General features: G+C 67.0%; 24 protein-coding genes. 12 read left to right on the top strand and 12 right to left on the bottom strand.

The window, feature by feature from the left end; translation table 11 throughout:
• Positions 1–178: 178 nt before the first annotated feature.
• The 11 genes from ACNJ7K_RS09090 (at position 179) to ACNJ7K_RS09040 (ending at position 10072) form a co-directional block, all read left to right on the top strand.
• Complete coding sequence (locus ACNJ7K_RS09090) at positions 179–1363, top strand: lipid-transfer protein (RefSeq protein ID WP_455408686.1); 1185 nt, start codon at positions 179–181, stop codon at positions 1361–1363.
• The gene (locus ACNJ7K_RS09085) at positions 1363–1818 is read left to right on the top strand and encodes a MaoC family dehydratase N-terminal domain-containing protein (protein WP_487041505.1); all 456 of its coding nucleotides are present in this window, start codon (positions 1363–1365) and stop codon (positions 1816–1818) included. The genes ACNJ7K_RS09090 and ACNJ7K_RS09085 overlap by 1 nt, the downstream gene beginning before the upstream one ends.
• On the top strand, positions 1815–2261 hold the full coding sequence (locus ACNJ7K_RS09080; RefSeq protein ID WP_120280610.1) for a MaoC/PaaZ C-terminal domain-containing protein: 447 nt from the start codon (positions 1815–1817) through the stop codon (positions 2259–2261). The genes ACNJ7K_RS09085 and ACNJ7K_RS09080 overlap by 4 nt, the downstream gene beginning before the upstream one ends.
• 24 nt (positions 2262–2285) lie before the next feature.
• The gene (locus ACNJ7K_RS09075; protein ID WP_120280611.1) at positions 2286–3512 is read left to right on the top strand and encodes a TetR/AcrR family transcriptional regulator; all 1227 of its coding nucleotides are present in this window, start codon (positions 2286–2288) and stop codon (positions 3510–3512) included.
• Between the two features lie 40 nt (positions 3513–3552).
• Entirely contained in the window at positions 3553–4326 is a 774-nt protein-coding gene (locus ACNJ7K_RS09070; protein ID WP_120280612.1) for an SDR family NAD(P)-dependent oxidoreductase, read from the top strand.
• A gap of 502 nt (positions 4327–4828) precedes the next feature.
• On the top strand, positions 4829–6055 hold the full coding sequence (locus ACNJ7K_RS09065) for a cytochrome P450 (protein WP_120280613.1): 1227 nt from the start codon (positions 4829–4831) through the stop codon (positions 6053–6055).
• Between the two features lie 37 nt (positions 6056–6092).
• Positions 6093–7061 carry a PDR/VanB family oxidoreductase gene (locus ACNJ7K_RS09060; protein WP_455408687.1) on the top strand — a complete coding sequence of 323 codons (969 nt, stop codon included), beginning with the start codon at positions 6093–6095 and terminating at the stop codon, positions 7059–7061.
• A gap of 33 nt (positions 7062–7094) precedes the next feature.
• A complete protein-coding gene (locus ACNJ7K_RS09055; RefSeq protein WP_120283738.1) occupies positions 7095–7922 on the top strand; it encodes an SDR family oxidoreductase in 828 nt (275 codons plus the stop codon).
• A gap of 160 nt (positions 7923–8082) precedes the next feature.
• On the top strand, positions 8083–8976 hold the full coding sequence (locus ACNJ7K_RS09050; RefSeq protein ID WP_183070770.1) for a DNA-3-methyladenine glycosylase family protein: 894 nt from the start codon (positions 8083–8085) through the stop codon (positions 8974–8976).
• Between the two features lie 43 nt (positions 8977–9019).
• On the top strand, positions 9020–9499 hold the full coding sequence (locus tag ACNJ7K_RS09045) for a MarR family winged helix-turn-helix transcriptional regulator (protein WP_060650103.1): 480 nt from the start codon (positions 9020–9022) through the stop codon (positions 9497–9499).
• A gap of 63 nt (positions 9500–9562) precedes the next feature.
• Positions 9563–10072: an acyl-CoA thioesterase gene (locus ACNJ7K_RS09040; protein ID WP_026061192.1), complete on the top strand. Its 510-nt coding sequence runs from the start codon at positions 9563–9565 to the stop codon at positions 10070–10072.
• 71 nt (positions 10073–10143) lie between these two features.
• Here the strand turns inward: ACNJ7K_RS09040 and ACNJ7K_RS09035 are convergent, their stop codons facing one another.
• Positions 10144–10662, bottom strand: coding sequence for a hypothetical protein (locus tag ACNJ7K_RS09035; protein WP_487041504.1), 519 nt, complete (start codon positions 10660–10662; stop codon positions 10144–10146).
• Positions 10663–10860: 198 nt separating this feature from the next.
• Between ACNJ7K_RS09035 and ACNJ7K_RS09030 the strand changes: the two genes are divergently transcribed.
• The gene (locus ACNJ7K_RS09030; protein WP_120280615.1) at positions 10861–11700 is read left to right on the top strand and encodes an alpha/beta fold hydrolase; all 840 of its coding nucleotides are present in this window, start codon (positions 10861–10863) and stop codon (positions 11698–11700) included.
• 85 nt (positions 11701–11785) lie between these two features.
• On the opposite strand, the gene ACNJ7K_RS09025 is transcribed toward ACNJ7K_RS09030, so the two are convergent.
• The 11 genes from ACNJ7K_RS09025 to ACNJ7K_RS08975 all read right to left on the bottom strand — a co-directional run bounded on the left by ACNJ7K_RS09025 (position 11786) and on the right by ACNJ7K_RS08975 (position 26810).
• The gene (locus tag ACNJ7K_RS09025; RefSeq protein WP_016692486.1) at positions 11786–12937 is read right to left on the bottom strand and encodes an acyl-CoA dehydrogenase family protein; all 1152 of its coding nucleotides are present in this window, start codon (positions 12935–12937) and stop codon (positions 11786–11788) included.
• Between the two features lie 40 nt (positions 12938–12977).
• Entirely contained in the window at positions 12978–14495 is a 1518-nt protein-coding gene (locus tag ACNJ7K_RS09020; protein ID WP_487041503.1) for an acyl-CoA synthetase, read from the bottom strand.
• Between the two features lie 57 nt (positions 14496–14552).
• Complete coding sequence (locus ACNJ7K_RS09015; RefSeq protein WP_159417339.1) at positions 14553–15368, bottom strand: enoyl-CoA hydratase; 816 nt, start codon at positions 15366–15368, stop codon at positions 14553–14555.
• A gap of 26 nt (positions 15369–15394) precedes the next feature.
• Entirely contained in the window at positions 15395–16243 is an 849-nt protein-coding gene (locus ACNJ7K_RS09010) for an NmrA family NAD(P)-binding protein (RefSeq protein ID WP_159417338.1), read from the bottom strand.
• Positions 16243–18195, bottom strand: a complete 1953-nt coding sequence (locus ACNJ7K_RS09005; protein WP_159417337.1) for a hydantoinase B/oxoprolinase family protein — start codon at positions 18193–18195, stop codon at positions 16243–16245. Before ACNJ7K_RS09005 ends, ACNJ7K_RS09010 begins: the two co-directional genes overlap by 1 nt.
• Positions 18192–20294, bottom strand: coding sequence for a hydantoinase/oxoprolinase family protein (locus ACNJ7K_RS09000; protein WP_487041502.1), 2103 nt, complete (start codon positions 20292–20294; stop codon positions 18192–18194). Before ACNJ7K_RS09000 ends, ACNJ7K_RS09005 begins: the two co-directional genes overlap by 4 nt.
• 195 nt (positions 20295–20489) lie before the next feature.
• Complete coding sequence (locus tag ACNJ7K_RS08995; protein ID WP_487041501.1) at positions 20490–21170, bottom strand: SRPBCC family protein; 681 nt, start codon at positions 21168–21170, stop codon at positions 20490–20492.
• The gene (gene cutA / locus ACNJ7K_RS08990) at positions 21167–23695 is read right to left on the bottom strand and encodes an aerobic carbon-monoxide dehydrogenase large subunit (RefSeq protein WP_268654742.1); all 2529 of its coding nucleotides are present in this window, start codon (positions 23693–23695) and stop codon (positions 21167–21169) included. Before cutA ends, ACNJ7K_RS08995 begins: the two co-directional genes overlap by 4 nt.
• Positions 23692–24363 (bottom strand): (2Fe-2S)-binding protein, encoded by a 672-nt coding sequence (locus ACNJ7K_RS08985; RefSeq protein ID WP_120280623.1) that lies wholly within the window; start codon positions 24361–24363, stop codon positions 23692–23694. Before ACNJ7K_RS08985 ends, cutA begins: the two co-directional genes overlap by 4 nt.
• Positions 24360–25274 (bottom strand): FAD binding domain-containing protein, encoded by a 915-nt coding sequence (locus tag ACNJ7K_RS08980; protein WP_088898671.1) that lies wholly within the window; start codon positions 25272–25274, stop codon positions 24360–24362. The genes ACNJ7K_RS08985 and ACNJ7K_RS08980 overlap by 4 nt, the downstream gene beginning before the upstream one ends.
• An 87-nt stretch (positions 25275–25361) precedes the next feature.
• Entirely contained in the window at positions 25362–26810 is a 1449-nt protein-coding gene (locus ACNJ7K_RS08975) for a uracil-xanthine permease family protein (protein WP_088898670.1), read from the bottom strand.
• Between the last annotated feature and the right edge of the window lie 86 nt (positions 26811–26896).

The raw sequence follows: 26896 nt of genomic DNA, 5'->3' as shown, positions 1-26896 counted from the left end.
CGCGAGGCCGACGCTGTGAAGATCGTGTGACTCCAGTCACTGGGGTGAATACTAACTTCAGGTTTGAAGGGAGTCAACGTCCATTTTTGCTGGTTTTTTCCTCTTCTTGTTAATGGCGAATATGTATAGTCTGCTGAAGTCCGAACATCGCACACCCGCTTCGATCGAAAGGCAGACCATGCGCAATGTCTGCATCAGCGGCGTCGGAATGATGCCGTTCACCAAACCCGGAAAGAGCGAGACCTACGACCGGATGGGAGCCGCCGCGGCAACCGCGGCCCTGAAGGACGCAGGACTCGAATATGCCGACGTACAACAGGCATTCGTGGGATACGTCTACGGCGACTCGACCTCCGGGCAGAACGCTCTCTACGAGATCGGCATGACGGGTATCCCCGTCGTCAATGTCAACAACAACTGCTCGACCGGCTCCAGCGCCCTGTGGCTGGCCCGCCAGGCCGTCGCCTCCGGCGCCGCCGAGTGCGTACTGGCCCTCGGCTTCGAACAGATGCAGCCCGGAGCGCTCGTCAACGCCTACGGCGATCGCCCCAGCCCCACCGAGCGCGGCGAGAACATCGCGGTCTCCATGCCCGGCGGCGACGAACAGGCACCGATGGCCGCGAAGATGTTCGGCGGTGCAGGTGTCGCCTACATGGCGCGCTACGGAGTCTCGTCCGAGGTCTTCGGACGTGTATCGGTGAAGGCACGCTCTCATGCGGCGCGAAATCCCCTCGCCGTCTTCCGCGATCCGATCGATCTCGACACCGTGATGTCCTCGAAGCACATCTGGGGACCGCTGACGCTCCTGATGTGCTGCCCGCCGACGAACGGCGCAGCGGCCGCCGTGGTGTGCAGCGAGGAGTTCGCTCGCGCGCACGGACTCGATGCGAGCATCCGCATCCGCGCCCAGTCGCTCGTGACCGACCTGCCGGGCACCTTCGACACCACCGACATGATGCGGGTCGCCGGCTACGACATGACGGCGAAGGCCGCCGCGGAGGTCTACGAGCAGTCCGGAGTCGATCCGCTGGACATTCCCGTCGTCGAACTGCACGACTGCTTCAGCACCAACGAGGTGATCACCTACGAAGGCCTCGGCCTGACGCCGGAGGGCACCGCCGAGAAGTTCATCCTCGACGGTGACAACACCTACGGCGGCCGCGTGGTCACCAACCCGTCCGGTGGTCTCCTCTCCAAGGGGCACCCCCTCGGCGCGACCGGTCTGGCCCAGTGCGCCGAACTGGTCTGGCAGCTCCGCGGGCAGGCCGGTGACCGGCAGGTAGACGGCGCTCGAATCGCGTTGCAGCACAACCTTGGTCTCGGTGGCGCATGCGTCGTCACCCTGTACGAGAAGGCGGTCTGATGTCTCTCGATCACGCAATCCTCGATGTCGAGGTTCCTCCGATCGTCGCCGACGTCGAACGGGGCCGGATCCGGCAGTTCGCCATCGCGATCGGTGAGGAGAACCCGATCTACCGCGATCGCGACGCCGCAGTCGCCGCCGGTCATCCGGACGTACTCGCGCCTCCCACCTTCCTGTTCGGTCTCGAACTGGAGAACTCGAACGTCTTCGCCGATCTCGTGGCGCACGGCGTGGATCTCGGCAACGTCCTCCACGGTGAACAGCGGTTCCGTTATTTCGCCGACGTCCACGCCGGCGACACGGTCACCTTCGAATCCTCGTACGTCGATGCCTACTCCAAGGCGGGTGGCGCCCTCGACTTCCTCGTCCGCCGCAGCACCGTCACCCGCGACGGGTCCGTCGTAGCGGAGCTCGAGAGTGTCAGCGTCATCAAGAATCCGGGAGGTAAGAAATGACCTCGTCCACACCCACCGCCACCGAGGTCGTCGCCGAGCTGCGGCCCGGCGCGGTGACCCGCACGACGCTGGCACTGTTCGCCGGCGCGTCCGGCGACCACAATCCCATCCACATCGACATCGATTCGGCGCGTGCGTCCGGAATGGACGACGTCTTCGCCCACGGCATGCTGTCGATGGCCTATCTCGGACGCCTGCTCACCGACCGGTTCCCCCAGAGCAGTATCCGCGAGTTGTCGACGCGGTTCACCGCCATCACCCCGGTGCTCGCCGAACCGACGCTGACCGCGACGATCAAGGAGATCGCGACGGTCGACGGTGAACGACGTGCCGTGCTGGACCTGACCGCGGTACTGACGGACGGAACCCGGACACTGGCGGGAACCGCCGTGGTGGCGTGGCCCGAGTCCGATCCGCCCGGGGATGCGAAACTGGTCCCATGATCGAGCCCACCGGAGAGAACTGAGATGGCACGTTCGACGACGCCCCGTGCCGCAACCGCTCCCGCTTCCACCCGCGGCGGCCATCGGATCGAGCAGATCGTCCGGGCCGCGACCCATCTGTTCCAGGATCTCGGGTACCAGAACGTGAGCATCGACCAGATCGGTGCGGCGGTGGGACTCACCGGGCCCGCGGTTTACCGGCATTTCAAAGGCAAGCACGACATCCTCGTGCAGGCGTTGATGAGTCAGGTGGCGCTCGTCGACGAGCTCGCGGATCGCGCCGACGAGGACGGCGCGACACCTCTCGAGCAGCTCGATCTGTTTCTCGACGGACTCGCTGATCTCACGGCGAACGGTGACGAGGCCACTCTGTGGAGACGGGAGCAACGGCACCTCCAGGAGGACGAACGCCGTGTCTTCCGGGACTACTTCTCGGCCAATCGTGACCGTATCGCTGCGAGGATCACTGCCGCGCATCCCGAGATCAGCGCGCACAACGCCGAACTGCTGGGCTTCGCGGTCCTCACGATGTACTCGAACACCCCGACCATCCGGGGCACGCTCCCACCCGAGCGTCTGATCGAGATCCAATCGGCGATCGCCCGGGCGATCATCGCCTGCGCCCTGCCCGAGCTCGGTCCCGACGCCACACCGGCACCGACACCGGTGCCCCGTCGGCCGGCGGGACGTCGTGAACGGATCCTCGAAGCCTCCTCGCAGCTGTTCGTCGAGCGCGGTTTCTACGACGTGCGCATCGACGACATCGCCAAGGCCTCGGAGATGTCCGTGGCCACGCTGTACCAGCACGTCACCGGTAAGACCCAGGTGTTGCGAGCGATCCTGGAGCGAGGTGCAGAGGGCCTGTTGTACGTGACAGCCGACGCGCTCGCCCAGGCCACCTCGTCGCACGAGGTGCTCGACTCGTTGATCGGCACCTACATCCGGCAGGCCTTGGGTGTGCACGGCCGGATCATGCACATCCTCACCACCGACCTGCTGTATCTCTCCGAAGAGGAACAGGCCGCACTGCGGGAGACCCAGCGCGAGTACGTCGCCGAATGGGTCGAGGCCATCTGCGCCATCGCCGAGAACCTCTCGGCAGCGGATGCACGGGCCCTCGCCCAGGCCGTCATCGGCGTGGTCACCGACGTCTCGCAGAACGCCCAGCTCCGCGAGCGGCCCGGTATCGCCGAGGAACTGTCCACCCTGGCACACGCCATGGTCCTCCCGGCCGGCCTCAGGTCCTCATGACCCCCACATTCCATCTCCCTCCAGGAAGGGAACCAAGAACATGCCCCCGAACGATGCACGCTGTGCGGTCGTCGTAGGTGGCGCCTCGGGTATCGGTGCCGCGATAGCCCGGGCGCTGGCGAACGACGGCGCGACCGTGACCGTCGCCGACCGCAACATCACCGCCGCGAGAGAACTCGCGGCCGAACTCGGCGAACCGCACGAGGCGGCAGAAGTGAACGTGACGGACGAGAGTTCCGTCCAGGAACTGTTCGAATCCGTACGCGCGCGACGTGGCCGGCTCGACATCGCCGTGAACAGTGCCGGACTCAGCGTCGCCGGTTCCGTCACCGATCTGCCCGTCGAGAAGTTCCGGCTCGTCGTCGATGTCTGCCTCACCGGAGCGTTCCTGGTGGTCAAACACGCGGCCCGCGCGATGGACGACGGCGGAGTGATCATCTCGCTGTCCTCGCTGAACGCACGCCAGCCCGGTACCGGGATGAGCGCCTACTGCTCCGCCAAGGCCGGACTCGCGATGCTCACCGAAGTCGCAGCGTTGGAACTGGCCCCGCGAGGCATCCGAGTGAATGCGATCGCGCCCGGAATCGTCATGACGCCCTTGACCACACCGTCGATGTCGGTTCCCGGGCTCCAGGACGACTATCTGGCCAACACCCCGCTCGGCCGGTCGGGTACTCCCGAGGAGATCGCCGACGCCGCCGTCTACATGACGCACGCGTCCTGGCTCACGGGTGAAAGTCTCGATCTCAACGGTGGCGCACACCTGGTGAAGTACCCCGATCTGCTGGCGCACTTCCAGCGGGCCACCGCCTGACCCGACCCCGGATCGACAGTCACGAGCTTCCGCCGTGCACGACGTCCTCCCGCTCTCCTGCAGTCCCGCAGGAAGCGCGGCGCGTCGTGCACGGCGGACCCGTTTTCGGGGCAGCACAACGGGGAAAATCAGAGTCAGTACTAACTCTGCGTGCGCCGCGAGACATCCTCACGGCCAACACGCGCACCGCTACTCCCCCTCGACCCGGTCCATCACGACGCCCACTTGGACCCGAAATACCCTCTTGTACAGCACTTTTTTGCTCCGAGAGGACGGCTGCACCCATCGACGTCCCGTTGCATCGCAGCAAATCTTCGAACTACTCATTGACGTTCCATCGGTGACATGCCACGATATGAGCGTTCACTGCTCATGTGCCCCCCGTCACATTCCACGGGCTGCCCTTCCGAATCGGTCGAACCCGCAGCACCACACGTCCTTCGCTGTACGGATCCCGGGCCGGAAGTCACGGCACACTCCCGCCGCCATCGAAGGAGCACACATGACGACCACACCGGCAGACGACGTCATCGGCCAGGACACCACTGCAAACGCAGAGCACCCCACCTTCCCGTTCGGCCGCACCTGCCCGTTCGCGCCCCACGACAAGTACGACTCGTTCAGCGACGACAATCTGCAGAAGGTCGACTTCAAGGGCACGCCCGGCTGGCTGATCACCGGCTACAACAACGTCCGCTCGGTGCTCGCCGACCCCCGGATGAGCGTGCGCGGCATCGACGACTCCTCCCGCGGCGACGCCGGCGACGAAGCCGTTCCCGGCTTCTTCGTAGCGATGGATCCGCCGCAGCACGACGATCTGCGCCGAATCCTGGCCAAGGAGTTCACCCCTCGTCGCATGGCGGCGATGCGCCCGAACATCGAGCGGATCGCGAACGAGCTCGTCGACGAGATGCTGAAGTCCGACGAGCCCGTCGATTTCGTCGACGCCCTCGCCCTGCCGCTGCCCTCACTGGTCATCTGCGAACTGCTCGGCGTCCCCTACGACAAGCACGACTTCTTCCAGGAACGCACCCGTGCCGTCCTTGCAGCGGACAGCACTCCCGAGCAGATCGCCGGCGCCATCGGCGATGTCATGACGTACCTTGCCGAGCTGGTGACCATCAAGCAGCAGAACCCCGGCGACGACCTGGTCAGCCTCCTCGTCAAGCACATCGAGTCCGGTGATCTCAGCATCATCGACGTCGCCGGTATGTCGACCTTCCTGCTCATGGCCGGTCACGAGACCACGGGCAACATGCTCGGCCTGGGCCTGTTCGCCCTTCTCGAGCACCCCGAGCAGCTGGCCGAGCTGCGCGAGGACCCCGAGCTCATGCCCCAGGCGGTCGAGGAACTGCTCCGCCATCTCGACATCATCGGCAGCCTACCCCGGACCACCACGGAGGACATCGAGATCGCCGGTCAGCGAATCGCCAAGGGCGAGTTGCTGATGTTCTCGACGGAGGCCGGCAACCGCGACCCGTCGGTGTTCGACGAGCCCGATCGCCTCGACTTCCACCGGGATGCGAGCCGCCACCTGACCTTCGGTCACGGCATCCACACCTGCCTGGGCGCTCCGCTGGCCCGCCTCGAACTGCAGGTGGTGTTCTCCATCGTGCTCGAGCGCATCCCGACGCTGCGACTCGCAGTGCCCGCCGAGGACATCCGGCTCAAGAACGACGCCCGGATCTTCGGCGTCCACGAGCTCCCGATCACGTGGGACCGGGCGTAACAACACCTTTCGACCCCGACAGAAAGGAGGACGTCGCGTGACAACCCGCGACGCGAACGACGGCGACATCGACGTCGTCGTAGAGAAGGTCGATACCGTCGCCACCGGCGTCAAGGCTCTCGTCTTTCGCCCGGTGACGGGCACACATCTGCCGATGTGGACCCCGGGAGCGCACATCGACGTCCTTCTTCCGTCGGGAGCAGTCCGCCAGTACTCACTGTGCGGCGACCCGTCCGATCCGGACGTGTGGAGAATCGCCGTCCTCCGAGAACCTGCCGGGAAGGGTCGCGGAGGCTCGGAGTACATCCACACGTCCGTCGAAGCCGGCACGAAACTGCGAGTCGGCGCACCCCGCAACAACTTCGCGTTCGTCGAGTCGGAGCGCTATCTGTTCGTCGCCGGCGGGATCGGGATCACTCCCCTCCTGCCGATGATCGCCCGGGCCCACGCAGACGGTGCCGACTGGCGTCTGGCCTACGGAGGCCGGACCGCCGATTCGATGGCTTTCCGCGACGAACTCGCCCGTTACGGCGATCGCGTCGAATTCTTCTCCGACGACACATCCGGCCCCATCGATCTGGACAGAGTTCTCGGAGAGCCTCGCGACGACACCGCCGCCTACTGCTGCGGCCCCACAGGTCTGCTCGAAGCCGTCGAGCAGCGATTCGAATCATGGCCCGCAGGAACGCTTCACACCGAGCGGTTCGTCCCCGCCGAACCGTCGGCCGCGACCGGCGATACCGCCTTCGAAGTGGTACTCGCCAAGCAGAACCGCACCTTCACGGTGCCTGCCGACCGCTCGATTCTCCACACGCTCGAATCCAACGGCGTCGACGTCCTGTCCTCCTGCCAGCAAGGCATGTGCGGACGGTGCGAGCAGACGGTCCTGGAGGGGGTTCCCGACCATCGGGACGAGATCCTCACGCCGGAGGAACAGGCTGCGGGTGAGTACATCCTGATCTGCGTATCCCGGTGTCGAGGCGATCGCCTGGTACTGGACCTGTAAGTCCACAACATATTTCGACAAGGAGTGAGCAAGATGGGTCGTGTAGAGGGAAAGGTCGCCATCGTCACCGGTGCAACCAGTGTCGAACCGGGAGGCCTCAACATCGGCGGTGCCACCGCCACTGAGCTGGCAGCCGAAGGTGCGCGTGTCGTCGTCGCCGACATCAACGTGGAGGGCGCCGAACGCCTCGCGGCGATCCTCAACGAACGTCACGGCGACAAGACCGCGCTGGCGGTCGGAATCGATCTTCGGCACGAGGACCAGATCGAGAACCTCGTGCAGCGGACCGTCGACTACTTCGGTGCTCCCGACATCGTCATCAACAACGCCGGCATCTTCCCCGGTGACGACGGCGACGTGGCCAACATGGCCATCGAGGTCTGGGACAACGTCATGGCCGTCAACGTCCGAGCCGCCATGCTGCTCACGAAGCACACGCTGCCGTACCTCCGCAAGAACGGCGGGACGATCGTCAACACGTCGTCCACGCACGCGTTCGCGGGCGACAGCAGCCTCACCGGTTACGGCGCCACCAAGGCCGCACTCATCGCCCTGACCAAGTTCACCGCGACGCAGTACGGAAAGGAAGGGGTGCGTTGCAATGCGATCTGCCCCGGAACCACCACCACTCCCCCGGCTCAGGCGTTGCCGCAGGAGATCAAGGACATCTACGTCGGGCACACGATGCGTCCGGATCTCAACGGCCCGACCGAGCTCGGCAAGGTGTTCCTGTTCCTCGCTTCGGACGACTCCCGGGGCATCAACGGTGAGGTGATCAAGGTCGACGGCGGGCTCCTCGCACACCAGCCGTTCGTTCCCGACATGAACCGGTTGGGCATGACCACCGTGTCCGACGAGTGACGTAGTCACCCGACAAACCGCTCCGACCTCGTCACGGGCCGGGTCGTCGCAGTCGGCGGCGACCCGGCCCGTGTGCGCGGAGTACGGTAGGGCGGTGACCGTGTCCGAACAGCGAGAACTACACGGCTCGCCCGGCGCAGGCACACCCCTCGACACCCGCGTGCGCGTGCCGTGGCCCGTCGATGTGGTGCGCACCCTGCGGCCGCTTCAACGCGGGCCGTGGGATCCGTGTCATCGCGTCGTCGCAGGCGCCGTCTGGCGCACCTCCCGCATGGACACCGGTGCCGTGACGTACCGACTCACCCAGGACGGTCCGCACGGCGCGCGGTGCCTGGCGTGGGGCCCGGGCGCATCCGAGCTGGTCGATCGGCTTCCGGCGCTGCTCGGCGCCGACGACGACCCGTCCGGCTTCGTACCCGAGCATCCCCTGCTCGTCGAGGCGCACCGGCGCATGCCCGCCCTGCGCATCACCCGCACGGGCCGGGTGCTCGAATCCCTGGTGCCGGCCGTCCTGGAACAGCGGGTGCACGGGGTGGCGGCGTTCGCGTCCTGGCGTCGTCTCGTCACGTGGTTCGGCGATCCGGCGCCCGGTCCGGCCCCGGAGGGCATGCGCGTGCCGCCCTCCGCGGCGACCTGGCGGACCGTACCGTCCTGGGAGTTCCATCGGGCGAACGTCGACCCCGGCCGTGCACGCACCGTGGTGCGGTGCGCGCAGGTCGCCGACTCGCTCGAACGGCTCGTCCACGAATCGCCCGCTGACGCCCGACGGAAACTACGGGTCGTTCCGGGAGTGGGCGTGTGGACGGCCGCGGAGGTCGCCCAGCGCGCGTTCGGCGACACCGATGCGCTCTCCGTCGGCGACTACCACCTCGCGAAGGTGGTCGGATGGGCGCTGCTCGGCCGACCCCTCGACGATCCCGGCATGATCGAATATCTCGAACCCCTACGCCCGCAGCGTTATCGGGCAGTGCGACTGATCGTGGAGTCCGGTGGGTACGCGCGGGTTCCGAAGCGCGGGCCTCGCACCCCGATCACCGACCATCGTCGGCGGTGACGGGGTCTCGATCCGACGCGCCCGTCCTCGTAGACTCGGTCACATGTCCGCCACCCACGACGCGGCCGGCCCCGATCGGCTCGGACACCTCCCGAGCTATCTGATGACCCAGGCGGCGCGACACGTGCATCGCGTCGTGTTCGATCGCCTCGACTCCGCCGATGCCCGCGGTCACCACTACCGGATCCTGGCCGCCCTCGAGGAATACGGTCCGTCCAGTCAGATCGACCTCGCCCGTCGCTGCGGACTCGATCGCAGCGACGTCGCCGCCGCCGTCGACGCACTCGTCGACCGTCGTTTCGTCGTACGCGCCGCCGACCCCACCGATCGGCGACGCAACATCATCACCCTCCCCCAGCGCGGGCGCCGACGACTGTTCGATCTCGACCGGATGCTCACCGCGGCGCAGGACGAGGCGTTCGCTCCCCTCGACGCAGCCGAACGCGCACAGCTCACCGCGATGCTGACCAGGATTGTCGAGTATCACACCAGGCCTGCGCCGATTTCCGCGCAGCAGTCGTAGGCTTGTAGGGGTGCGTCCGGCGGAGATCCCGCCGCGAGCACGATCTACGAAAGGACCTTCGGCGTGCAGGCCAAACCTTGCCGAGAATCACGAGTCGTCAAGACCAGCAGGGTGTTTCCCAACGACGTCAACGACCACAACACGTTGTTCGGTGGGAAGCTGATGAGCGACATCGACATGACCGCGTCGATCTCGGCGACCCGTCACAGTCGCGCCTCCGTTGTGACGGCATCCACCGACTCCGTGGCCTTCCTCGAACCCGTCCGCCCGTCCGATTCGGTGTGCCTCGAGTCGTTCGTGACCTGGACCGGACGCAGCTCGATGGAGGTCTTCGTCAAGGTCACCGCCGAGGATCTGCGCAGCGGTGAGCGACGCATCGCCGCCACCGCCTTCCTCACCTTCGTCGCGGTCGACGACGGCGGTCGCCCCATGCAAGTGCCGCCGGTGCTGCCCGAATCCGACGAGGAACGCAAGCTCAACGAGTCCGGTGACGAGCGGGCGGAGCACCGCCGCATGCACCGCGCGCAGAGCCAGGAGATGGCGAAGTACCTCACCACCAGCCGCCCGTGGTGAGGTAGGGCCGAACGCACCCACCGTCGAGTCGTGGTCAACCGGCAGTGCTCGAAAAGTGCTCTGTCACAAAATTATTCGGGTTGGCTGCTGCCGAAGGATGACGACTGCTGTACGGGTACGTCGGGTGTCTCAGCGGGAACTGTGACGACCGTGGCTCCCTGCTCGACCGCGAAGGACGTGAGCGGGAACAGCGCGAGGATTTCCTCGATACCGGGATAGTCCGAGGCCCACATCGCGGTGGAATCAGCATTGCCGCACGATGCCAACGCGACGTAGGAGCCGGCAGGTACGTCCGCAATGACCTGCGTGCTGGTTCCCGGCGCTACCGGCCCCTGCTCGTAGAGGGACTGTCCGGCTCCGACGACCTCCCAGACCGGAGGCAGCACCCCGTCCGGTGCGTTGCCGAGAGAGGTCGAGCAGATCAACTCCTCGCCGGTGTTGTTGACGATCGTGTTGGTCACGCTCGTTCCGTCGACGGAGAACGAATAGCGGACGTCCTCGGCCTCCGCTGCTCCTGCTACTCCTGGGATCACTACAGCCGCAGGGACAACAAAGGTGGTGATCACTGCAGCACGGGCGCGATGTCGCATCGGATGTCCTTACTGTCGCCAGATAACGGAAGTCATGTGATCTTGACGCACCCCCGGTTTCTGCGGGCGGATTTCACCGAAAGCGATCCCGGCTGAAGAAGTTCTGTTCGACGAATACGTCTGCCGGATGCGGGAAATGTCGGCGAGCGATGCGGAGTTGTGGAAATATCTCGACCACTCGACGCGAAGGGGGATCGCGTGTTCGACATCGAGCTTTCGGCAGGGACGATCGAGTACGAGGACACCGGCGGCACCGGACCGGTTCTCGTGTTCATCCACGGTCTACTGATGGACGGAACCGGGTGGCGGCACGTCGTCGAACAACTCCGCGGCACCTACCGATGCATCGTGCCGACCTGGCCTCTCGGCTCGCACCGCATACCGATGCGTCCGGAGGCAGACCTCACCCTCGTCGGAATGGGCCATCTCATCGGGGAGTTCCTCGAGGCCCTCGATCTGCGTGACGTCACGCTGATCCAGAACGATTGGGGCGGCGCCCAGGCCTTCCTCGCCGTGTCGAATCCCGAACGGGTCTCGCGACTGGTGCTCGCCGCGTGCGAGGCATTCGACAATTACCCTCCCGGCCCGGTCAAACTGCTCCTGCCGCTGGTCAGGATTCCCGGCGGGGTGCGCCTGCTCATGGCGGTGCTCGCCACGAAATTCGGGCGACGAGGACCCGGCACCTGGGGATGGATGAGCAAACGTCCGGTACCCGGACCTGTCATGGATGCCTGGTTCCACCCGGCCACCGTCGACCGGAACATCCGGCGCGATCTCGCCAAGTACGCGCCCTCGGCTCCGCCCAAGCAACAACTGCTCGAGATCGCTGCGAAGGCGGCGCAGTTCTCCGGTCCGGTGCTGGTCGTGTGGGCCACCGAGGACCGCATGATGCCCCGCGATCACGGACGACGCCTCGCCGAGGCCTTCCCCGACGCGCGACTCGTCGAAATCGACGACAGCTACACCTTGCTGGCCGAAGACCAGCCCGAGAAACTCACCGCGGCGATCCGAGAGTTCCTGACCAACACGGCCGGTTGAGACATCCTGCATTCGGAAACGACTCGGCGCCCGGTGCAGCCGAGTGTCGACTGGACCGGACGCCGGGTAGTTCCGAACCGAGCGCTTACAGCGCCCGCGCGATGATCTGCTTCATGACCTCGTTGGCGCCGGCGTAGATCCGCTGGACGCGGGCATCCTCGTACATCCGCGCGATGAGGTATTCACGCATGTAGCCGTAGCCGCCGTGCAGCTGCACGCATCGGTCGATGACCTCGCACTGCTTGTCGGTCAGCCAGTACTTGACCATCGCAGCGTCGGACGGGTCGAGTTGGCCCTTCAGGTGCTGCTCGATGCAGTGGTCGAGGAAGATGCGGCAGGTGCGGGCGATGGTCTGGCACTCGGCGAGTTCGAAAGCCGTGTTCTGGAACTCGAACAGGCTGTGCCCGAAGGCCTGTCGCGCCTTGGTGTAGCGAACGGTCTCCTCGACGGCCCGGTCCATCGCGCCGGCGGCCTGCGCACCGATGATCAGTCGCTCCTGCACGAGCTGCGCCATGAGCTGACCGAAGCCGAGGCCTTCGGTCTCGCCGAGCAGGTTCGTCACGGGCACACGCACGTCGACGAACGACAGTTCGGATGTGTCGGCGGCGTGCTGGCCGACCTTGTCGAGGACGCGTCCCACCGAGAAGCCCGGGGTGTCACGGAGATCCACGATGAGCAGCGACACGCCCTTGGCGCCGGCCTTCGGGTCGGTCTTGACGGCGAGGACGATGACGTCGGCCGAGGAACCGTTGGTGATGAAGGTCTTCGAGCCGTTGACGACGTAGTGGTCGCCGTCGCGCACCGCGGTGGTCTTGATCGCTTTGAGATCCGAGCCCGCGCCGGGTTCGGTCATGCCGATGGCGCCGAGGATCTCACCGGTGGCCATGCCCGGCAGCCACGCCTTCTTCTGCTCCTCGTTGCCGTACTCGAGGATGTAGTGCGCGACGATGCCGCTGTGCACGGAGTTGCCGAACGCGAGATCGCCGGAATAGCCCTGCGCGTCGAACACCGCGAGGTCGTGCGCGAAGGTGCCACCGCCCCCGCCGTACTCCTCGGGGATCGAGCAGCACAGCAGACCGAGCTTGCCGGCCTCGAGCCACACCTCACGATCGATACGACGCTGCGAATCCCACTTCTCGGCCTTGCCCATGACCTCGCGATCGAAGAACTCGCGCGCGAGATCGTAGACGGCAGAGACCTCGTCGTCGTACCAGGAGGCGACGTGCTTCTTCGGCATCGGGTTCGGATTCCTTTTCGCAGTGTTCGGTTCGGAGTGGTCAGGATCCGCGCAGTTCGCGCTTGAGGAGCTTGCCGCTCTGGTTACGCGGCAGGACATCGACGAAGCGAACGGCCTTGGGCACCTTGAACGGCGCGAGGTGCTGCTTGACGTGGTCGATCAAGGTGGGCTCGTCGAGTTCGTGACCGTCCTTGAGGACGACCACCGCGGTCACCGCTTCGATCCACTTCTCGTCCGGAGTGCCGATCACCGCGACCTCGGCGACGGCGGGGTGCGTGTAGATCGCGTCCTCGACCTCACGCGAGGCGACGAGGATGCCGCCGGTGTTGATGACGTCCTTGATGCGGTCGACGACGGTGATGAAGCCTTCGGCGTCGCGGGTGACGAGGTCGCCGGAGTGGAACCAGCCGCCGCGGAAGGCCTCCTCGGTCGCGGTGGGGTTCTCCCAGTAGCCGAGGCACAGTTGCGGTGAGCGGTACAGGATCTCGCCGGGTTCGCCGTCGGGGACGTCGTTGCCGTCGGCGTCGACGACGCGGGTCTCGACGAACAGTACCGCCCGGCCACACGAGGCGGGACGCGCGTCGTGCTCCTCGGGACGGAGGACGGTGGCGAGCGGACCGATCTCGGACTGCCCGAAGCAGTTGTAGAAGCCGAGCTCGGGGTAGCGTCCGCGGAGTCGCTCGAGGACGGTGACCGGCATGATCGACGCCCCGTACTGCGCTTTGCGCAGCGACGACAGGTCGCGCGTGTCGAGGTCGGGGTGGTTGGTCAGCGGCACCCACACGGTCGGGGCGAGGAACAGCGATCCGATGCGCTCCTCCTCCACCAGCCGGAGAATCTCGGCGACGTCGGGTGCCGGCAGCAGCCGCACGGTCGCGCCGACCGCGAAGTACGGGATGAGGAAGACGTGCATCGCGGCGGAGTGATAGAGCGGCATGCACACGAGCGGGTCGTCACCGGCCGACAGGTCGAGCGCCTCGATCGACGACATGTATTCGAAGGTGAGCGCCCGGTGGGTCATCATGGCGCCCTTGGGTTTCGACGTCGTGCCCGAGGTGTAGAGGAGCTGGACGAGGTCGGTGTCGGCCACCGCGACGTCGAGCGTCGGCACGTCGCCGGTCTGCGCAACCGCCACCAGGGAGTCGTCGGCGTCGCGGAGCGGGACGACGGTCTCGGCCGGTACGTCGGCCAGGACGGCGTCGAGGTTGTCCCGCAGCGCCGGGTCGACGAGCACGGCCTTCGCCCCCGACTGGCCGAGCAGGTACGACAATTCCTCACCGCGCAGCGCGTAGTTGATCGGCACGTGCACCAGCCCGGCGCGGGCAGCGGCGAGATATCCGATCGCGTAACCGTCGGAGTTGGTGCCGTAGGCGGCCACGCGGTCGCCCTGGGACAGGCCCAACGAGAGCAGATGCGCGGCGGCGCGGGTGACGGCGTCGTCGAGTTCCCGGTAGGTGAACTGCCGGTCGCCGAAGCGGAGCGCGACGCGGACGGGATAGCGCGCGGCGGTGCGGTGGAGGATGCCGTCGACGGTGCTCTGACGCGGATCGGGGGTCATGCAGCGAACTTTATAGGACGTCCAATCAACTAGTCCAGACTTAGCGATCGCTCGGGATCAGCGGCCCTTCCAGACCGGTGCGCGCTTCTCGAGGAAGGCCGTCATCCCCTCCTGCGCGTCGTCGATCATCGCGTTCGACGCCATCGTCTCCGCCATCGCGGCATAGGCCGTCTCCTGCGGCAGATCGATCTGCCGGTAGAACGCCTCCTTGCCGATCCGCATCGTCGCGGGGGACGACGTGGCGATCTTCAGGGCGAGCTCGGTGGTCGCGGTCTCGAGCGTCTCCGGTTCGACGACGTAGTTCACCAGCCCCCAGTCGGCGGCGGTCTGCGCGTCGATGGTGTCGCCGGTCAGCAGCATCTGCAGCGCCCGCTTGCGTCCGATCGCGCGGCTGACCGCGACCATCGGCGTCGAGCAGAACAACCCGATTCGCACACCCGGAGTGCCGAAGCGGGCGTCCGCAGCGGCGACGGCCAGATCGCACGACGCGACGAGCTGGCATCCCGCCGCGAGCGCCGTGCCCTGCACCGATGCGATCACCGGTTGAGGGATCGACTGCACCGTCCGCATCATCTCGTTGCACGTCTCGAAGATCGCGCGTTCCTCGTCGAGCGTGCGTCCGATCATCTGCCGCAGGTCGTGCCCGGCCGAGAACACCGGGCCTTCCGCGCGGACCACGATCACCTTCGAGTCGGCCGCGAGCGCCGTCAGACCGGCGATGACCTCGCGCATCGTCTCTACCGACAGCGGGTTGCGCTGCTTCGGACGGTCGAGGGTGAGTACCCCGATACCGCTGGCCTCGTCGACAGCGATGAGCACGGGCGGGGGCAGGGTGTCGACGGCGTCGGGGCCGTCCGCAGAGCGATCCGTCACGTTCCCTTTCCTACACCACCCGCGAGTTACCGGCGCGGCATCGACGAGACGAGATCCGCGACGCGGGCAGGCTCCCGACCGAGCAGCGCCGCCGTGACGGCACTCCCTGCGACGAAGCCGTGATCGTCGTAGAAGTCGAACATCGCCGCCAGACGCTCCCGGGTATCCGCGGGCAGGTCGCGGCCGTGGCGCCCCATCCACACCGGGGCGGACACCTGCTCGATCTTCACCGACCGCCCGGCGACCGCACACAGCTGACGCACACTCACCGCGTCCGGTCCCCCGAGCTCGTAGGTGGCGCCGTGGTGGACGTCCGCACCCTCGACGAGGACACGTGCCGCTACCGCCGCGACGTCCGACAGAGCGACGAACGAGAACGGCGCGTCGGGGTCGTAGGGGACGTCGAGTGCGTCGACCGATCCGTCGAGCACGGACGCGAAGTTCTCCGTGTACGCGCAGGGCTGCAGAACGGTCCACCGCATCCCGGAAGCATGCAGGATGTCCTCGCAGCGTGCCTTGTCGAGGTGATGCGGCATCGCCGGCGTGTACGGCCAAGCCACGGAGTGGTAGACGACGTGATCCACCCCGGCCTCGGCCACCGCCCCGAGGAACCGCTCGAACAGTGCCGGTTCGTCGGGGTGCATGTTCGGGGCGATGAAGTAGACGCCACGGCAGCCCGACAGCGCGTCGACGAGCCCGGCACCCGTCTCGAGGTCGACAGCACGATCCCCCGCCCGTCGAGCGGTGTGTACCACTCGGCGGACGGGGGTCGTGTCTGCTGTGTCCAGCGCCGCGACGACAGCCGTTCCGGTCTTCCCCGCGGCACCGATCACTGCGAGATCGGTGCCGCGGGAGAGATGGGCCGTCGTCGACATCAGTTGCCGATGAAGTCGTACTCGGCGAACTCGGCGCCACCTGACAGGCGGGCGTAACCGGGACCGCGGTCGAAGAAGGGCTCCTCCTCGCCGCGCTCGGCGCGCATCTGCGCACGCAGTGCCTCGGTGGCCTCGACGTCGGCGGCGGGCTCGTCGGCCGAGGTGTCCTTCAGGATCACGCCGTAGTCGTCGCGGGCGCCCTCGACGGACACCTTGCGCCACAGCACGTCCCGGACCACCTCGTCGATCGGACGATCGAGCGGGTCGCCCCAGCCACCGCCGCCGGTGGTGCGGATGCGCACGACCTCGCCGGCCTTGATCGGCTCGGCATCGGTGAGAGCGTCGAACTCGCGCTCGTTCGGGCCGCCGGGATCGAGGGTGACCGAGAACGGCTTGCCGGCCTTGCCACCCTTGACGCCCCAGCACGCGAGGATCGAACGGTCTGCGATGGACATGAAGTTCGCGTCCTTGAGCATGCGGATGTGCTTCTCGTAGCCGAGACCACCGCGGTAGCGACCGGCTCCACCGGAATCGATTGCCAGACCCAGCTTCTCGACGATGAACGGGAAACGACTCTCGGTGAACTCGGTGGGCAGGTTCCGCGAGTCGGGCACCACGTGGATGGTGTCCTCACCGTCGGCGTAGTGCCGGCCGCCGGAGCCGCCGCCGAGCACCTCACGCATGAGGTACGAGTGGCCGTCGAAATCCTCACCGTACACACCGGTGTAGCGGATGGTCTCCTGGTCGGCGGGCATGTTGCCGTCGACCGCCTTGGCGACCACACCGGAGAGCACACCGAGCAGACGCAGGATCACGAACGTGCGAGCGTTGGTGGGAGCGGGGAAGATCGGAGTGATGAGCGTGCCCGGCTCCGGGAACTTCATCTCGATCAGCGGCACGACGCCCTCGTTGACGTCCAGCTCCGCCATGCGGTCCGGGGTGTCGGCCAGGTTGCGGAGGATCGGCGCCAGCCACTTGATGAGGAAGTTGCCGTCGGCGTAGTCACCGCAGTGGTTGATCGGGCCCTTCGCCTGCGGACCGGTGCCGTTGAAGTCCAGGATCAGACGCTCACCGCCCTCGTCCTCCGGGGAGGTCTTGGTGAGCGTGATGCGCTGCACGTGCAGCATGGGCTCGTCCACACCGTCGTGCTCGGCGTAGTCCTCCCAGGTGTACGTGCCCACCGGAATCTTGCTGAGGATCTCGCGGCGGTACGTCTCCGTGGTCGCGTCGAGGATCGCGTCGAAGCAGGCCTCGACGGTCTCGACGCCGTAGCGCTCGAACAGCTCCGACAACCGGCGCGCACCCATGAGGCACGCCGAGCACTCGGCGTCGAGGTCGGCGGCGAGCGAGTCGGGCATGCGGGAGTTGCGGGTCATGATCCGCAGCGCCGCCTCGTTAGGAACACCCTGGTCCCACAGCTTGATCGGCGGGACCATCAGTCCCTCCTCGTACACCGTGGTCGCACCCGAGGGCATGGAACCGGGGCAGCAACCGCCGATGTCGTCGTGGTGGCCGAAGGCCTGCACGAACGCGACCACCGAGGGCTCGGTGTCGCCGGGGCGGGTCGCGAAGACCGGGACGGTGACGCACAGGTCGGGGAGGTGGCCGATGCCGCCTTCGGAGAGGTAGACGTCGTTGTGGAAGAAGACGTCGCCGGGCTTCATCGTCTCGAGCGGAAAGTCCCGTGCCACCGGATGCACGAGCGCCGAGTACGACCGACCGGTGAGCTTGCGCAGGTTGCGGTCGTGGATGCCGGCGCGGAAGTCGTGGGCGTCGCGGATCATCGGCGAGCGCGAGGTCCGGGAGATGGAGGTCTCCACCTCCATCTCGACGCTGGCGAGGTAACCGGCGACGATCTCGACGAGCACCGGATCGGGAGCGGTGCCCGAAGCGTCGGTCAGCCGGAAGGGCTTGCGCGTCGTGGCCGCGGCGGGTTCGAGAGTCGCAGTCATCGGGTGGCTCCGTTCGAGTCGGATGTCTTGGTGAGGCGGATGTTGCCGAAAGAGTCGATGCGAGCGCGGAATCCGGGGTGGACCGGAATGGTCGAGCTGAATTCCTCGATCACGGCGGGACCTTCGAGTTCGTCGCCGGCGCCGAGGCGGGCGCGGTCGTACACGCGGGTGGTGACCCACTCGTCGAAGTACGCCTCGCGGGTGCCGGTGAGAGCGGCGTCCGCACCCGTGCCCGGTGCGATTTCGGCGAGTTCCGGTCGCTTGATGGGTCCGATGCCGCTGACGCGGAGGTTGACCCATTCCACGTGCTGGTGGGGATCGTTGCGGAAGTCGTAGCCGTAGAGCTCGCGGTGGGTCTGGTGGAAGCGTTCGGCCGCCTCGTCCATCAGTTCCTGGGTGATGGGGCCGTCGCCGACCGGCACGCGCACCTCGAATGCCTGGCCGAAGTAGCGCAGGTCCGCCGAGCGGGCGTACTGCCGCTGGTCGGGTCCGAATCCCTCGTCCTCGAGGGCACGTTCGGCCTCGGCCGCGAGGGCGTCGAGTCCGGCCTGCAGCTCGTCGATCTCCAGCCGATCGTGGCGGCTGACGTGCGTCTGCACGTAGTCGTTGCGGACGTCGACGGTGAGCAGACCGAAGGCCGAGACGTTGCCCGGGTTCAGCGGCACGAGGACGTCCTTGAGACCGAGGATGTCGACGAGGCGGCAGGCCAACAGCGAACCGGAGCCGCCGAAGGTCACCAGGGTGAAGTCGCGGACGTCGAGACCGCGCTTGACGGTGATCTGGCGCAGCGCGTTGGCCTGGTTCCAGGCCGACACCTCGAGGATGCCCGTGGCGCACGCCTCGAACTCGAGGCCGAGACGGTGTGCGAGTTCCTCGACGCCCTTGCGGGCGAGTTCGGTGTCGAGCGGGATCTCACCGCCGAGCAGGTGGGGAGGGATGCGGCCGAGCAGGACGTGGGCGTCGGTGATGGTCGGCTCGTTGCCGCCCTTGCCGTAGCACAGGGGCCCGGGATCGGCGCCCGCCGATTGCGGGCCGACGCGCAGGGTGCCCTCGGGGGTCATCCAGGCGATGGAGCCGCCACCGGCGCCGACGGTCACCACGTCGATCATCGGGATCTTGGACGGGTAGACACCCACGCGACCTTCTGTGGTGAGGGCCGGCTCGCCGCCGACGACCACGGTGACGTCCGTGGAGGTACCACCACCGTCGCAGGTCAGCACCTGGTCGACACCCGCGACACCGGCGATCAGGGCCGCACCCAGGGCACCGGCCGCGGGGCCGGAGAGCACGGTGGTGATCGGCTGGTGCACGACCTCCTTGGCCGAGAGCACGCCACCGTTGGACTTCATCACGTAGAACGGGATGTCGCGCTGCTCGCCCTCGGCGGAGGAGAACTCGCGCAGACGGTTCGCGATGTTGCTGACGTAGTTGCGGATGTTGGGCTTGACCGCGGCGTCGACGAGGGTCGTGATGGACCGCTCGTACTCGCGGTACTCGCGCAGCACCTCGCTGGAGATGCTCACGGTCGCCTCCGGGTACTCCTCCATGAGGATGTCGCGGACGCGGCGCTCGTGCTCGGGGTTGGCGTAGGAGTGCATGAGGCACACGCCGACGGTGAGGATCTCGCGGTCCTTGAAGAAGCGGGCGGCGGCGCGGACGTCGTCCTCGTTCAGGGGACGGATCTCGCTGCCGTCGTAGGCGAGACGGCCCCGGATGGTGCGGACGCGGTCGGCCGGCACGATGCGGTCGGGCTTGACCCAGAAGTAGGAGTTGCCGTAGCCGTCGGGGACCGACTGGCGGGCGATCTCGAGGACGTGTTCGTAGCCCTCGGTGGTGATGAATCCGAGGGTGCCGACCTTGCCTTCGAGGAGCTTGTTGGTCGCGACGGTGGTGCCGTGGCTGACGGCGTCGATCGCGTCGCCGGTCTCGCCGAGCTGCGCGAGGACCTTCTCGATGCCGGCGAGGAAGCCGATGGCCGGATCCTGCGGTGTCGACGGGGTCTTCGTGGTGACGATGGCGCCGGACTCGTCGTCCACCGCGACCACGTCCGTGAATGTTCCGCCGGTATCGATGCCGACCCGAATCTTCCTGGATCCCATGTTTCCTCCTGGGTTCGTCTCGCCGGTGTCCCACCTGACGTCTGATGACATTCCACCCCCTGAGCGGCGGTGTTTCTTTGTCACATCTCGCCGAACTCGCCGCCTGGAGTTCGGAGTTCGGGCACCTGCCACCTGCAGACGACGGCACCCCCGGGCCGTGATGGCCCGGGGGTGCCGTGGAGATTCGACGAAAGGTCAGCGTCGGGCGAGGATCGCTCCCAGGGCGACGCCCGCCAGCGCGATACCGGCGCCCACTCCTGCCGACAGCAGAACCGTTGCTGCCGAGGGCGTTCCGGCCGGTTCCGGTGCAGCTGCTGCGGCGGCAGCCACGGGCAGCGCGGTGGTTCTCACGCCCGCACCCTCGGCGACCTCGGCCACCTCGGCTCCGTTCACGCCCGCGACGGCTGCGGCTTCGGGCGCACTCGGTGCCGCCGGCAGACCGTTGGCGATCACACCGTCGATGCCGTTGAAGAACACGCCGGCCATCTTCTTCGCGACACCGGTGATCATCCGCTGCCCGACGCCCCCGACCATGCCGCCGACGACCGCGTCCGCGTCGTAGGTGAGCACGGTGCCGCCGTCACGTTCTTCGAGACGCACCGCCACGTCCGCTTTGACCGTTCCCGGAGCACCGGAGCCCGACGCCGTCATGACGAACGATTCGGGACGATTCTGCTGCGACAGCACCACTTCCCCGTCGTAGGTGCCCTTGATGGAGGCCACCCCGGCGGTGATGGACAGCTTGTAGTGGTTGTCGCTGATCTGCTCGAGCGACTGCACGCCCGGGATCGTCGCCGCGAGAACACGGCCGTCCTGCAGGCTGTCGTACACCACGTCGGGGGGTGCCTGCAGTTGCGCGGTACCGGCGATTCTCATTCGTTCTCCTTGTTTCGGGACGCCGCGTGGGTCAGACGCAGCTCGAACAACTCCGAGGGGGAAATCGGCATGCTGGTGATCGGGATGCCTTCCGCGTCCTCGACGGCCGCGGCGATCACCGCCGAGGTCGGGATGACACCGGCCTCGCCGGCGCCCTTCATTCCGAGAGGATTGAGCGTGGACGGGGTGACGGTGTGGTCCATCTCGAGGGAATCGGGCATCTCCGTCACGAAAGGCATGAGGAAGTCCATGTACGACGCGTTGAGCATCTGCCCGTGCTCGTCGTAGACGATCTTCTCGTAGAGCGCGCCACCGATGCCCTGCGCGACCGCGCCCTGCACCTGGCCCTCGACGATGCGCGGATTGATGACGTTGCCGCAGTCGTGCACCACCGCGTACCGAAGCACCCGGATCTCGGCGGTGACGGGATCGGTCTCGACGATCGCCGCGTGGATTCCCGATGCGAACGTCGACGTGGGCGGCGAATAGTAGCCGGTCGCCTCGAGGCCGGGCTGCTCACCCTCGAGGACGGGCGGCACCGACATGTCGGTCTCGGCGTTCGCGAATCCCGTTGCGCGGCGGGACGCATCGTCGAAGGCGTAGCGGAGCGGGTTCGACAGCACGGCCACGACACCGAGCGGGATCGAGGTGCCCTCGGCGCCGGGTTCGGTGCCCACCACGCACACGTGCCCCTCGCACAGTTCGAGATCGGCGACGTCGGCGTGGAGGTGGTCCGCGGCGATCTTCTTCGCCTTCTCCGCCACCATCTGCGCGGCGACATGGAAGGCGGAACCGGACATCACGGCACCGCGCGAGGCGAACGTGCCGACCGCGTAACCGAATCGACGGGTGTCGCCGGTGACGATCTCGACGTCGGAGACCGGCACACCGAGATCGTCCGCGACGATCTGTGCGAAGGAGGTCTGGTGCCCCTGGCCCTGAGTCGTCAGGCCTGTGGCGGCCTTGACCTTGCCCGAGGTCTCGATGAGCACGTGTGCGCCCTCGTACGGGCCCGGTCCCGTGCCCTCGACGTACGCTCCCACACCGATGCCGACGCGTCGGCCCTCGGCGCGGGCGCGTTCCTTGTACCCCGCGAACTCGTCCCAGCCGATGAGCTTCCTGAGCTTGTCCATCCCGGCCTGGTAGTCACCGCTGTCGTAGATGAGCGGGCGACCGTCCTGGAAGATCAGATGGAAGTCGTAGGGCATCTCCTCGGGGCGGATGAAGTTGGTCTCGCGGACCTCGAGGACATCCTTGCCGAGATGCTTGGCGATGGCGTCCATCGCCCGTTCCATCGCGAACACCGCCTGGGGCCGTCCCGCGCCGCGATAGGGCGTGACGATGACCGTGTTGGTGTACAGCGAGTAGGCGTCCACCCGGAAGGCGCGCGGCTTGTAGGGGCCGAGTACCTGGGTGGAGGTGTTGAGCAGCACGATGATTCCGTACGGCAGGTAGGCGCCGTTGTCGTGCCAGATCGAGAAGTCGAAGGCCAGCAACCGGCCGTCGTCGTCGAACCCGACGGTGACCTCGTGGATCTGCCCGCGCTCGTGGGCGCTGGAGACGAAATGTTCGCGCCGGTCCTCGACCCACTTGACCTCGTTGGAGATCCCGGCCTGTCCCAGCTTGCGCGCGGCCCAGGTGACCATGACCTCCTCGGGCCACGGGTGGACGATCTTCACACCGAAACCGCCACCGACGTCGGGGGCGATGCAGTGGACCTTGTTGTGCGCCATGCCCAGTCGCGCTGCGATCGCGGCGCGGGCGGAGGTCGAGGTCTGGGTGGACGTCCAGAAGGTCAGCGCCTTCTCGTCGTCGTCCCAGCGTGCGTAGACGCCCTTGCCCTCCATCGGCATCGACGCCGAACGCTCGATCTCGAGGTCGAGGGTCAGCGTGTGCGGTGCCGCGGCGAGTTCCGCCTCGATGTCGCCGAAACCGTGCTGGAGATGCGCCGCGACGTTGTCGGGCACATCCGGGTGGACGACGTGCTCGGCGTTGCGTGCGGTGTCGACACCGACCACGGCCGGAAGTGCCTCGTAGGTGATGTCGATCAGCGCGCAGGCGTCCTCGGCAATGTACCGGTTGTCGGCGACGACCATCACGATCGCCTCACCGACATGGTTCACCTCGTCCTTCGCGAGCGGATATCCGTTGCGCGGAGCGGTGATCGCGGGGTGTGGGATGAGCAGCGGGAGGTTCTCGGCCATCTCGGGCGAGTCGGCCTCGAGATCGTCGTAGGTGTAGATGGCGTGCACGCCCGGCAGTTCGAGCGCCGCGTCGACGGCGATGTCGAGGATGCGAGCGTGGGCGTGCGGCGACCGGACGAAGGCCGCAGCGAGAGCGCCGTGCCCGAGGTCGTCGAGATAGCGACCGTTGCCGCTGACGAGCCGGTTGTCCTCGACGCGTGGGATGGGCTTGCCGAACGACTTGCCCGACTCGGTGGCACCGCCGATGTCGGCGGGAGCGAGGTCGGTCGTCGTGCTCGTCGAGGTGGAGTTGGAGACGGGCGAATCGGAGACACTGGTCATGCTCGTCCTGCCTTTCCTCCGACCGGAGCGGTGGTGCCGCGAACCTTGGCGTCGAGCGAGGCACGGGCCGCCTCGCTGTCGGGGCCGAGCGGTGAGCCTCCGGACCGTTCACGTTTGATCTCGGCGGCGCGCAACACGGCCGCCCGGATGTTCTGATAGCCCGTGCACCGGCACAGATTGCCCGCGATCGCCTCGGTCGCCTCCTCGTGGGTGGGCGACGGGTTCTCCTCGAGGAAGGCGGCGATCGTGGTGACGAATCCCGGTGTGCAGAAACCGCATTGCAGACCGTGACAGTCGACGAACGCCTCCTGTACGGGATGCAGGGTGCCGTCCGGTTCGACGAGCCCTTCGACCGTCGTCACCGAGCGGCCCTCGAGGCTCGCGGCGAGCACGAGGCACGACCGCACCGGCTTGCCGTCGAGCAGCACCGTGCACGCGCCGCACACACCGTGCTCGCATCCCACGTGGGTGCCGGTCTGGCGGAGGTGATGACGGATCGCGTCCGATGCCAGCGTGCGCGAGGGCAGCACGACCGTCTGCGTCACGCCGTTGAGAGTGAAGGTCACGGCGACGTGGTGCTCGCCGGTCTCCGCCTGCATCTCGTCGACCTGTTCGGCGACGGTCCGCCGCGAGGCGTCGCGACCACCCTTGTGGATCGAACTCGTCATCGACTTCCTCCCGTATGCATCGGTACCCGTGTGTCGTCACGGATCGCGTCCTGCGCCGCCGCGAAGCCGACACGGCCGGTCAGTGCCGCCACCAGCTGCGACCGGTAGCGGTCGGTGGCGTGGATGTCCGCCTCCGTCTCGACGGTCTCGCGTGCCTTCTCCGCGACCTGCTGCCAGAGCGGGTCGCGCTCGTCGCGCGCCGAGGCGCCGCGCAGGATGTCGGTGTAGTCGACGACCTGCCCGAGCTCTCCTGCGGAGACGTAGGTCATCCGGGCGGACGTCACCGCGCCGTCCTCGACCTCCACCTGCGCGACCACGCCGACGAGGGCGTAGTCGCCGTGGCGTCGTGCGATCTCGTCGATGGCGGTGCCGGTGCCCGGACGCGCCGCCGGCACCGTCACGCTGGTCGCGATCTCGTCGGCTTCGAGGGTCGATTCGAGCGGGCCGGCGAACAGCTCCGAGGCGGGGATCTGCCGGACTCCGCGCACCGAGCGGACGGTGAGCGTTCCGCCGAGCAGCGACAGCACGGCCGGCATCTCCGCGGACGGATCGGCGTGGACGATCGATCCGACGGTCGTTCCGCGATTACGGATGGTCGGGTGTGCGACCAGGCGGAGCGCGCGGCCCAGCAGGGGCTGGACCTGCGCGACCGTCGGATCGGATTCGAGCGCTGCGTGGGTGGTGAGCGCGTCGAAGGTGACGCCGAGTTCCGGCGAAGCGGAGATCGCATCGAGGCGCGGAATGGATCCGATGTCGACGAGGTGAGCCGGTGCCGCCAGGCGCATCGACAGCAGCGGAATCAGTGACTGGCCGCCGGCGAGCACTTTGCCCTCGTGCGCGACCCCAGCGAGGATCTCGCAGGCTTCATCGATCGACCGCGGTCGGTGATAGGTGAGTGGCGACGGTTTCATTGAACAGATCCTGCCCGCATAGTGCGATCGACGTTTCGTGGAGAAGTGACAAAGCTCACCGGTCGACAATGTCAGATGTAATAGAGGTCACGCGAACTCCTTCACCCTTCCCGCGCCGCTCTCGCCGTCGGGATCGGGCTCCGTCCGAACCGGTTCTCCCTGTTCGGATGGGGTATCGGGGTCCTCGGGTGCGATGTCCTCGGGAGCGATGACCCGGCAGAGGTGGTAGAGACCGATCACGACGATGGTGCCCAGCGCGATGCCGCTCAGCGAGAACGTATCGGTGAACTGGAGGCTGGTGTCGCCGATCGCGATGATCAGGCCGGCTGCGACGGGCATGAGGTTGCGCGGGTCGCCGAAGTCGACGCCGTTCTCCTTCCAGATCTTGGCGCCGAGCAGGCCGATGATGCCGTAGAGGACCACGGTGATACCGCCGAGGACGCCGCCCGGAGTCGCGGAGATGACCGCACCGAACTTCGGGGAGAAGCCGAGGAGCATGGCGATGACGCCGGCTGCCGCGTAGGCCGCCGTCGAGTACACGCGGGTCGCGGCCATGACGCCGATGTTCTCCGCGTAGGTCGTCGTCGGGGAACCGCCGACACCGGTGGCGAGGGCCGTGGCGAGACCGTCACCGGCCAGTGCGCGTCCCATCATGGGGTCGAGGTCGGTCTTGGTGATCTCGGCGACCGCCTTGACGTGTCCGGCGTTCTCGGCGATCAGGGCGATGACACCGGGCAGGACGAGCACGATGAAGGTGAGGCTGAACGACGGGGCGTGGATGCCGACGACACCGGCGGCTTCGTCCGTGAACGGCGGCAGACCGAACCACGGAGCGGACGCAACGCCTTCCCAGTTCACGCGGAAGTGTTCGGTGACGGCGTCGGCGCCGGCGTCGTAGGAGGTGATCGGTCCGCTGATGCGGTCGAGAACCCAGGACAGTGCGTAGCCGAACAGCAGTGCCAGGAAGATGGCGACGCGACCGAGGAATCCGCGCAGCACGACGCTACCCACGATCAGCGCGATCATCACCGTCAGTGCGACCCATTGGTCCTGTGGCCAGTAGGTGCCGGCCACGACCGGCGCCAGGTTGAAGCCGATGAGCATGACCACCGCGCCGGTGACGACCGGCGGCAGGATCTTGAAGACCAGCGAGCCGCCGAGGAAGTGGATCACCACACCGATCGCGGCGAGCACGAGTCCGGAGACCATGATCGCGCCGGTGACCTCCGACGGCGAGCCGCCCTGGGCGTAGATCGCGGCGATGCCGCCGACGAACGCCGCGGAGGTTCCCAGATAGCTGGGGATCCGGCCCTTCACGACGGCGAGGAAGAAGAGGGTGCAGAAGCCCGAGAGCATCACTGCGAGTTGCGGGTTGAGACCCATGATGATCGGGAAGACGAACGTGGCGCCGAACATCGACACCACGTGCTGACCGCCCAGACCGATCGTGCGTCCCCAACTCAGGCGCTCCATCGGCGCCACGACCTGACCCGGTTCTATGTTCTTGCCGTCTCCGTGCACTGTCCAGATGGGCATATCGGACCTTTCAGCAGAGTGTGGGTGCCGATAGAGTTCACGTGGATTGTTACGCCTGTGTTGCCGATCACACGTGTACTTCGGTA

This window comes from Rhodococcus shunpengi (assembly GCF_048381395.1).
GTDB lineage: Bacteria > Actinomycetota > Actinomycetes > Mycobacteriales > Mycobacteriaceae > Rhodococcus.
Note: the sequence above shows the minus strand (reverse complement) of the source record. Positions and strands in the feature narration are given on the sequence as shown.

Bases quoted from the DNA above. Each gene is read 5' to 3' on its own strand.
- ACNJ7K_RS09090 (WP_455408686.1), top strand. From the start codon at position 179: ATGCGCAATGTCTGCATCAGCGGCGTCGGAATGATGCCGTTCACCAAA.
- ACNJ7K_RS09085 (WP_487041505.1), top strand. From the start codon at position 1,363: ATGTCTCTCGATCACGCAATCCTCGATGTCGAGGTTCCTCCGATCGTC.
- ACNJ7K_RS09080 (WP_120280610.1), top strand. From the start codon at position 1,815: ATGACCTCGTCCACACCCACCGCCACCGAGGTCGTCGCCGAGCTGCGG.
- ACNJ7K_RS09075 (WP_120280611.1), top strand. From the start codon at position 2,286: ATGGCACGTTCGACGACGCCCCGTGCCGCAACCGCTCCCGCTTCCACC.
- ACNJ7K_RS09070 (WP_120280612.1), top strand. From the start codon at position 3,553: ATGCCCCCGAACGATGCACGCTGTGCGGTCGTCGTAGGTGGCGCCTCG.
- ACNJ7K_RS09065 (WP_120280613.1), top strand. From the start codon at position 4,829: ATGACGACCACACCGGCAGACGACGTCATCGGCCAGGACACCACTGCA.
- ACNJ7K_RS09055 (WP_120283738.1), top strand. From the start codon at position 7,095: ATGGGTCGTGTAGAGGGAAAGGTCGCCATCGTCACCGGTGCAACCAGT.
- ACNJ7K_RS09045 (WP_060650103.1), top strand. From the start codon at position 9,020: ATGTCCGCCACCCACGACGCGGCCGGCCCCGATCGGCTCGGACACCTC.
- ACNJ7K_RS09035 (WP_487041504.1), bottom strand. From the start codon at position 10,662: ATGCGACATCGCGCCCGTGCTGCAGTGATCACCACCTTTGTTGTCCCT.
- ACNJ7K_RS09025 (WP_016692486.1), bottom strand. From the start codon at position 12,937: ATGCCGAAGAAGCACGTCGCCTCCTGGTACGACGACGAGGTCTCTGCC.
- ACNJ7K_RS09020 (WP_487041503.1), bottom strand. From the start codon at position 14,495: ATGACCCCCGATCCGCGTCAGAGCACCGTCGACGGCATCCTCCACCGC.
- ACNJ7K_RS09010 (WP_159417338.1), bottom strand. From the start codon at position 16,243: ATGTCGACGACGGCCCATCTCTCCCGCGGCACCGATCTCGCAGTGATC.
- ACNJ7K_RS09005 (WP_159417337.1), bottom strand. From the start codon at position 18,195: ATGACTGCGACTCTCGAACCCGCCGCGGCCACGACGCGCAAGCCCTTC.
- ACNJ7K_RS09000 (WP_487041502.1), bottom strand. From the start codon at position 20,294: ATGGGATCCAGGAAGATTCGGGTCGGCATCGATACCGGCGGAACATTC.
- ACNJ7K_RS08995 (WP_487041501.1), bottom strand. From the start codon at position 21,170: ATGAGAATCGCCGGTACCGCGCAACTGCAGGCACCCCCCGACGTGGTG.
- cutA (WP_268654742.1), bottom strand. From the start codon at position 23,695: ATGACCAGTGTCTCCGATTCGCCCGTCTCCAACTCCACCTCGACGAGC.
- ACNJ7K_RS08985 (WP_120280623.1), bottom strand. From the start codon at position 24,363: ATGACGAGTTCGATCCACAAGGGTGGTCGCGACGCCTCGCGGCGGACC.
- ACNJ7K_RS08980 (WP_088898671.1), bottom strand. From the start codon at position 25,274: ATGAAACCGTCGCCACTCACCTATCACCGACCGCGGTCGATCGATGAA.
- ACNJ7K_RS08975 (WP_088898670.1), bottom strand. From the start codon at position 26,810: ATGCCCATCTGGACAGTGCACGGAGACGGCAAGAACATAGAACCGGGT.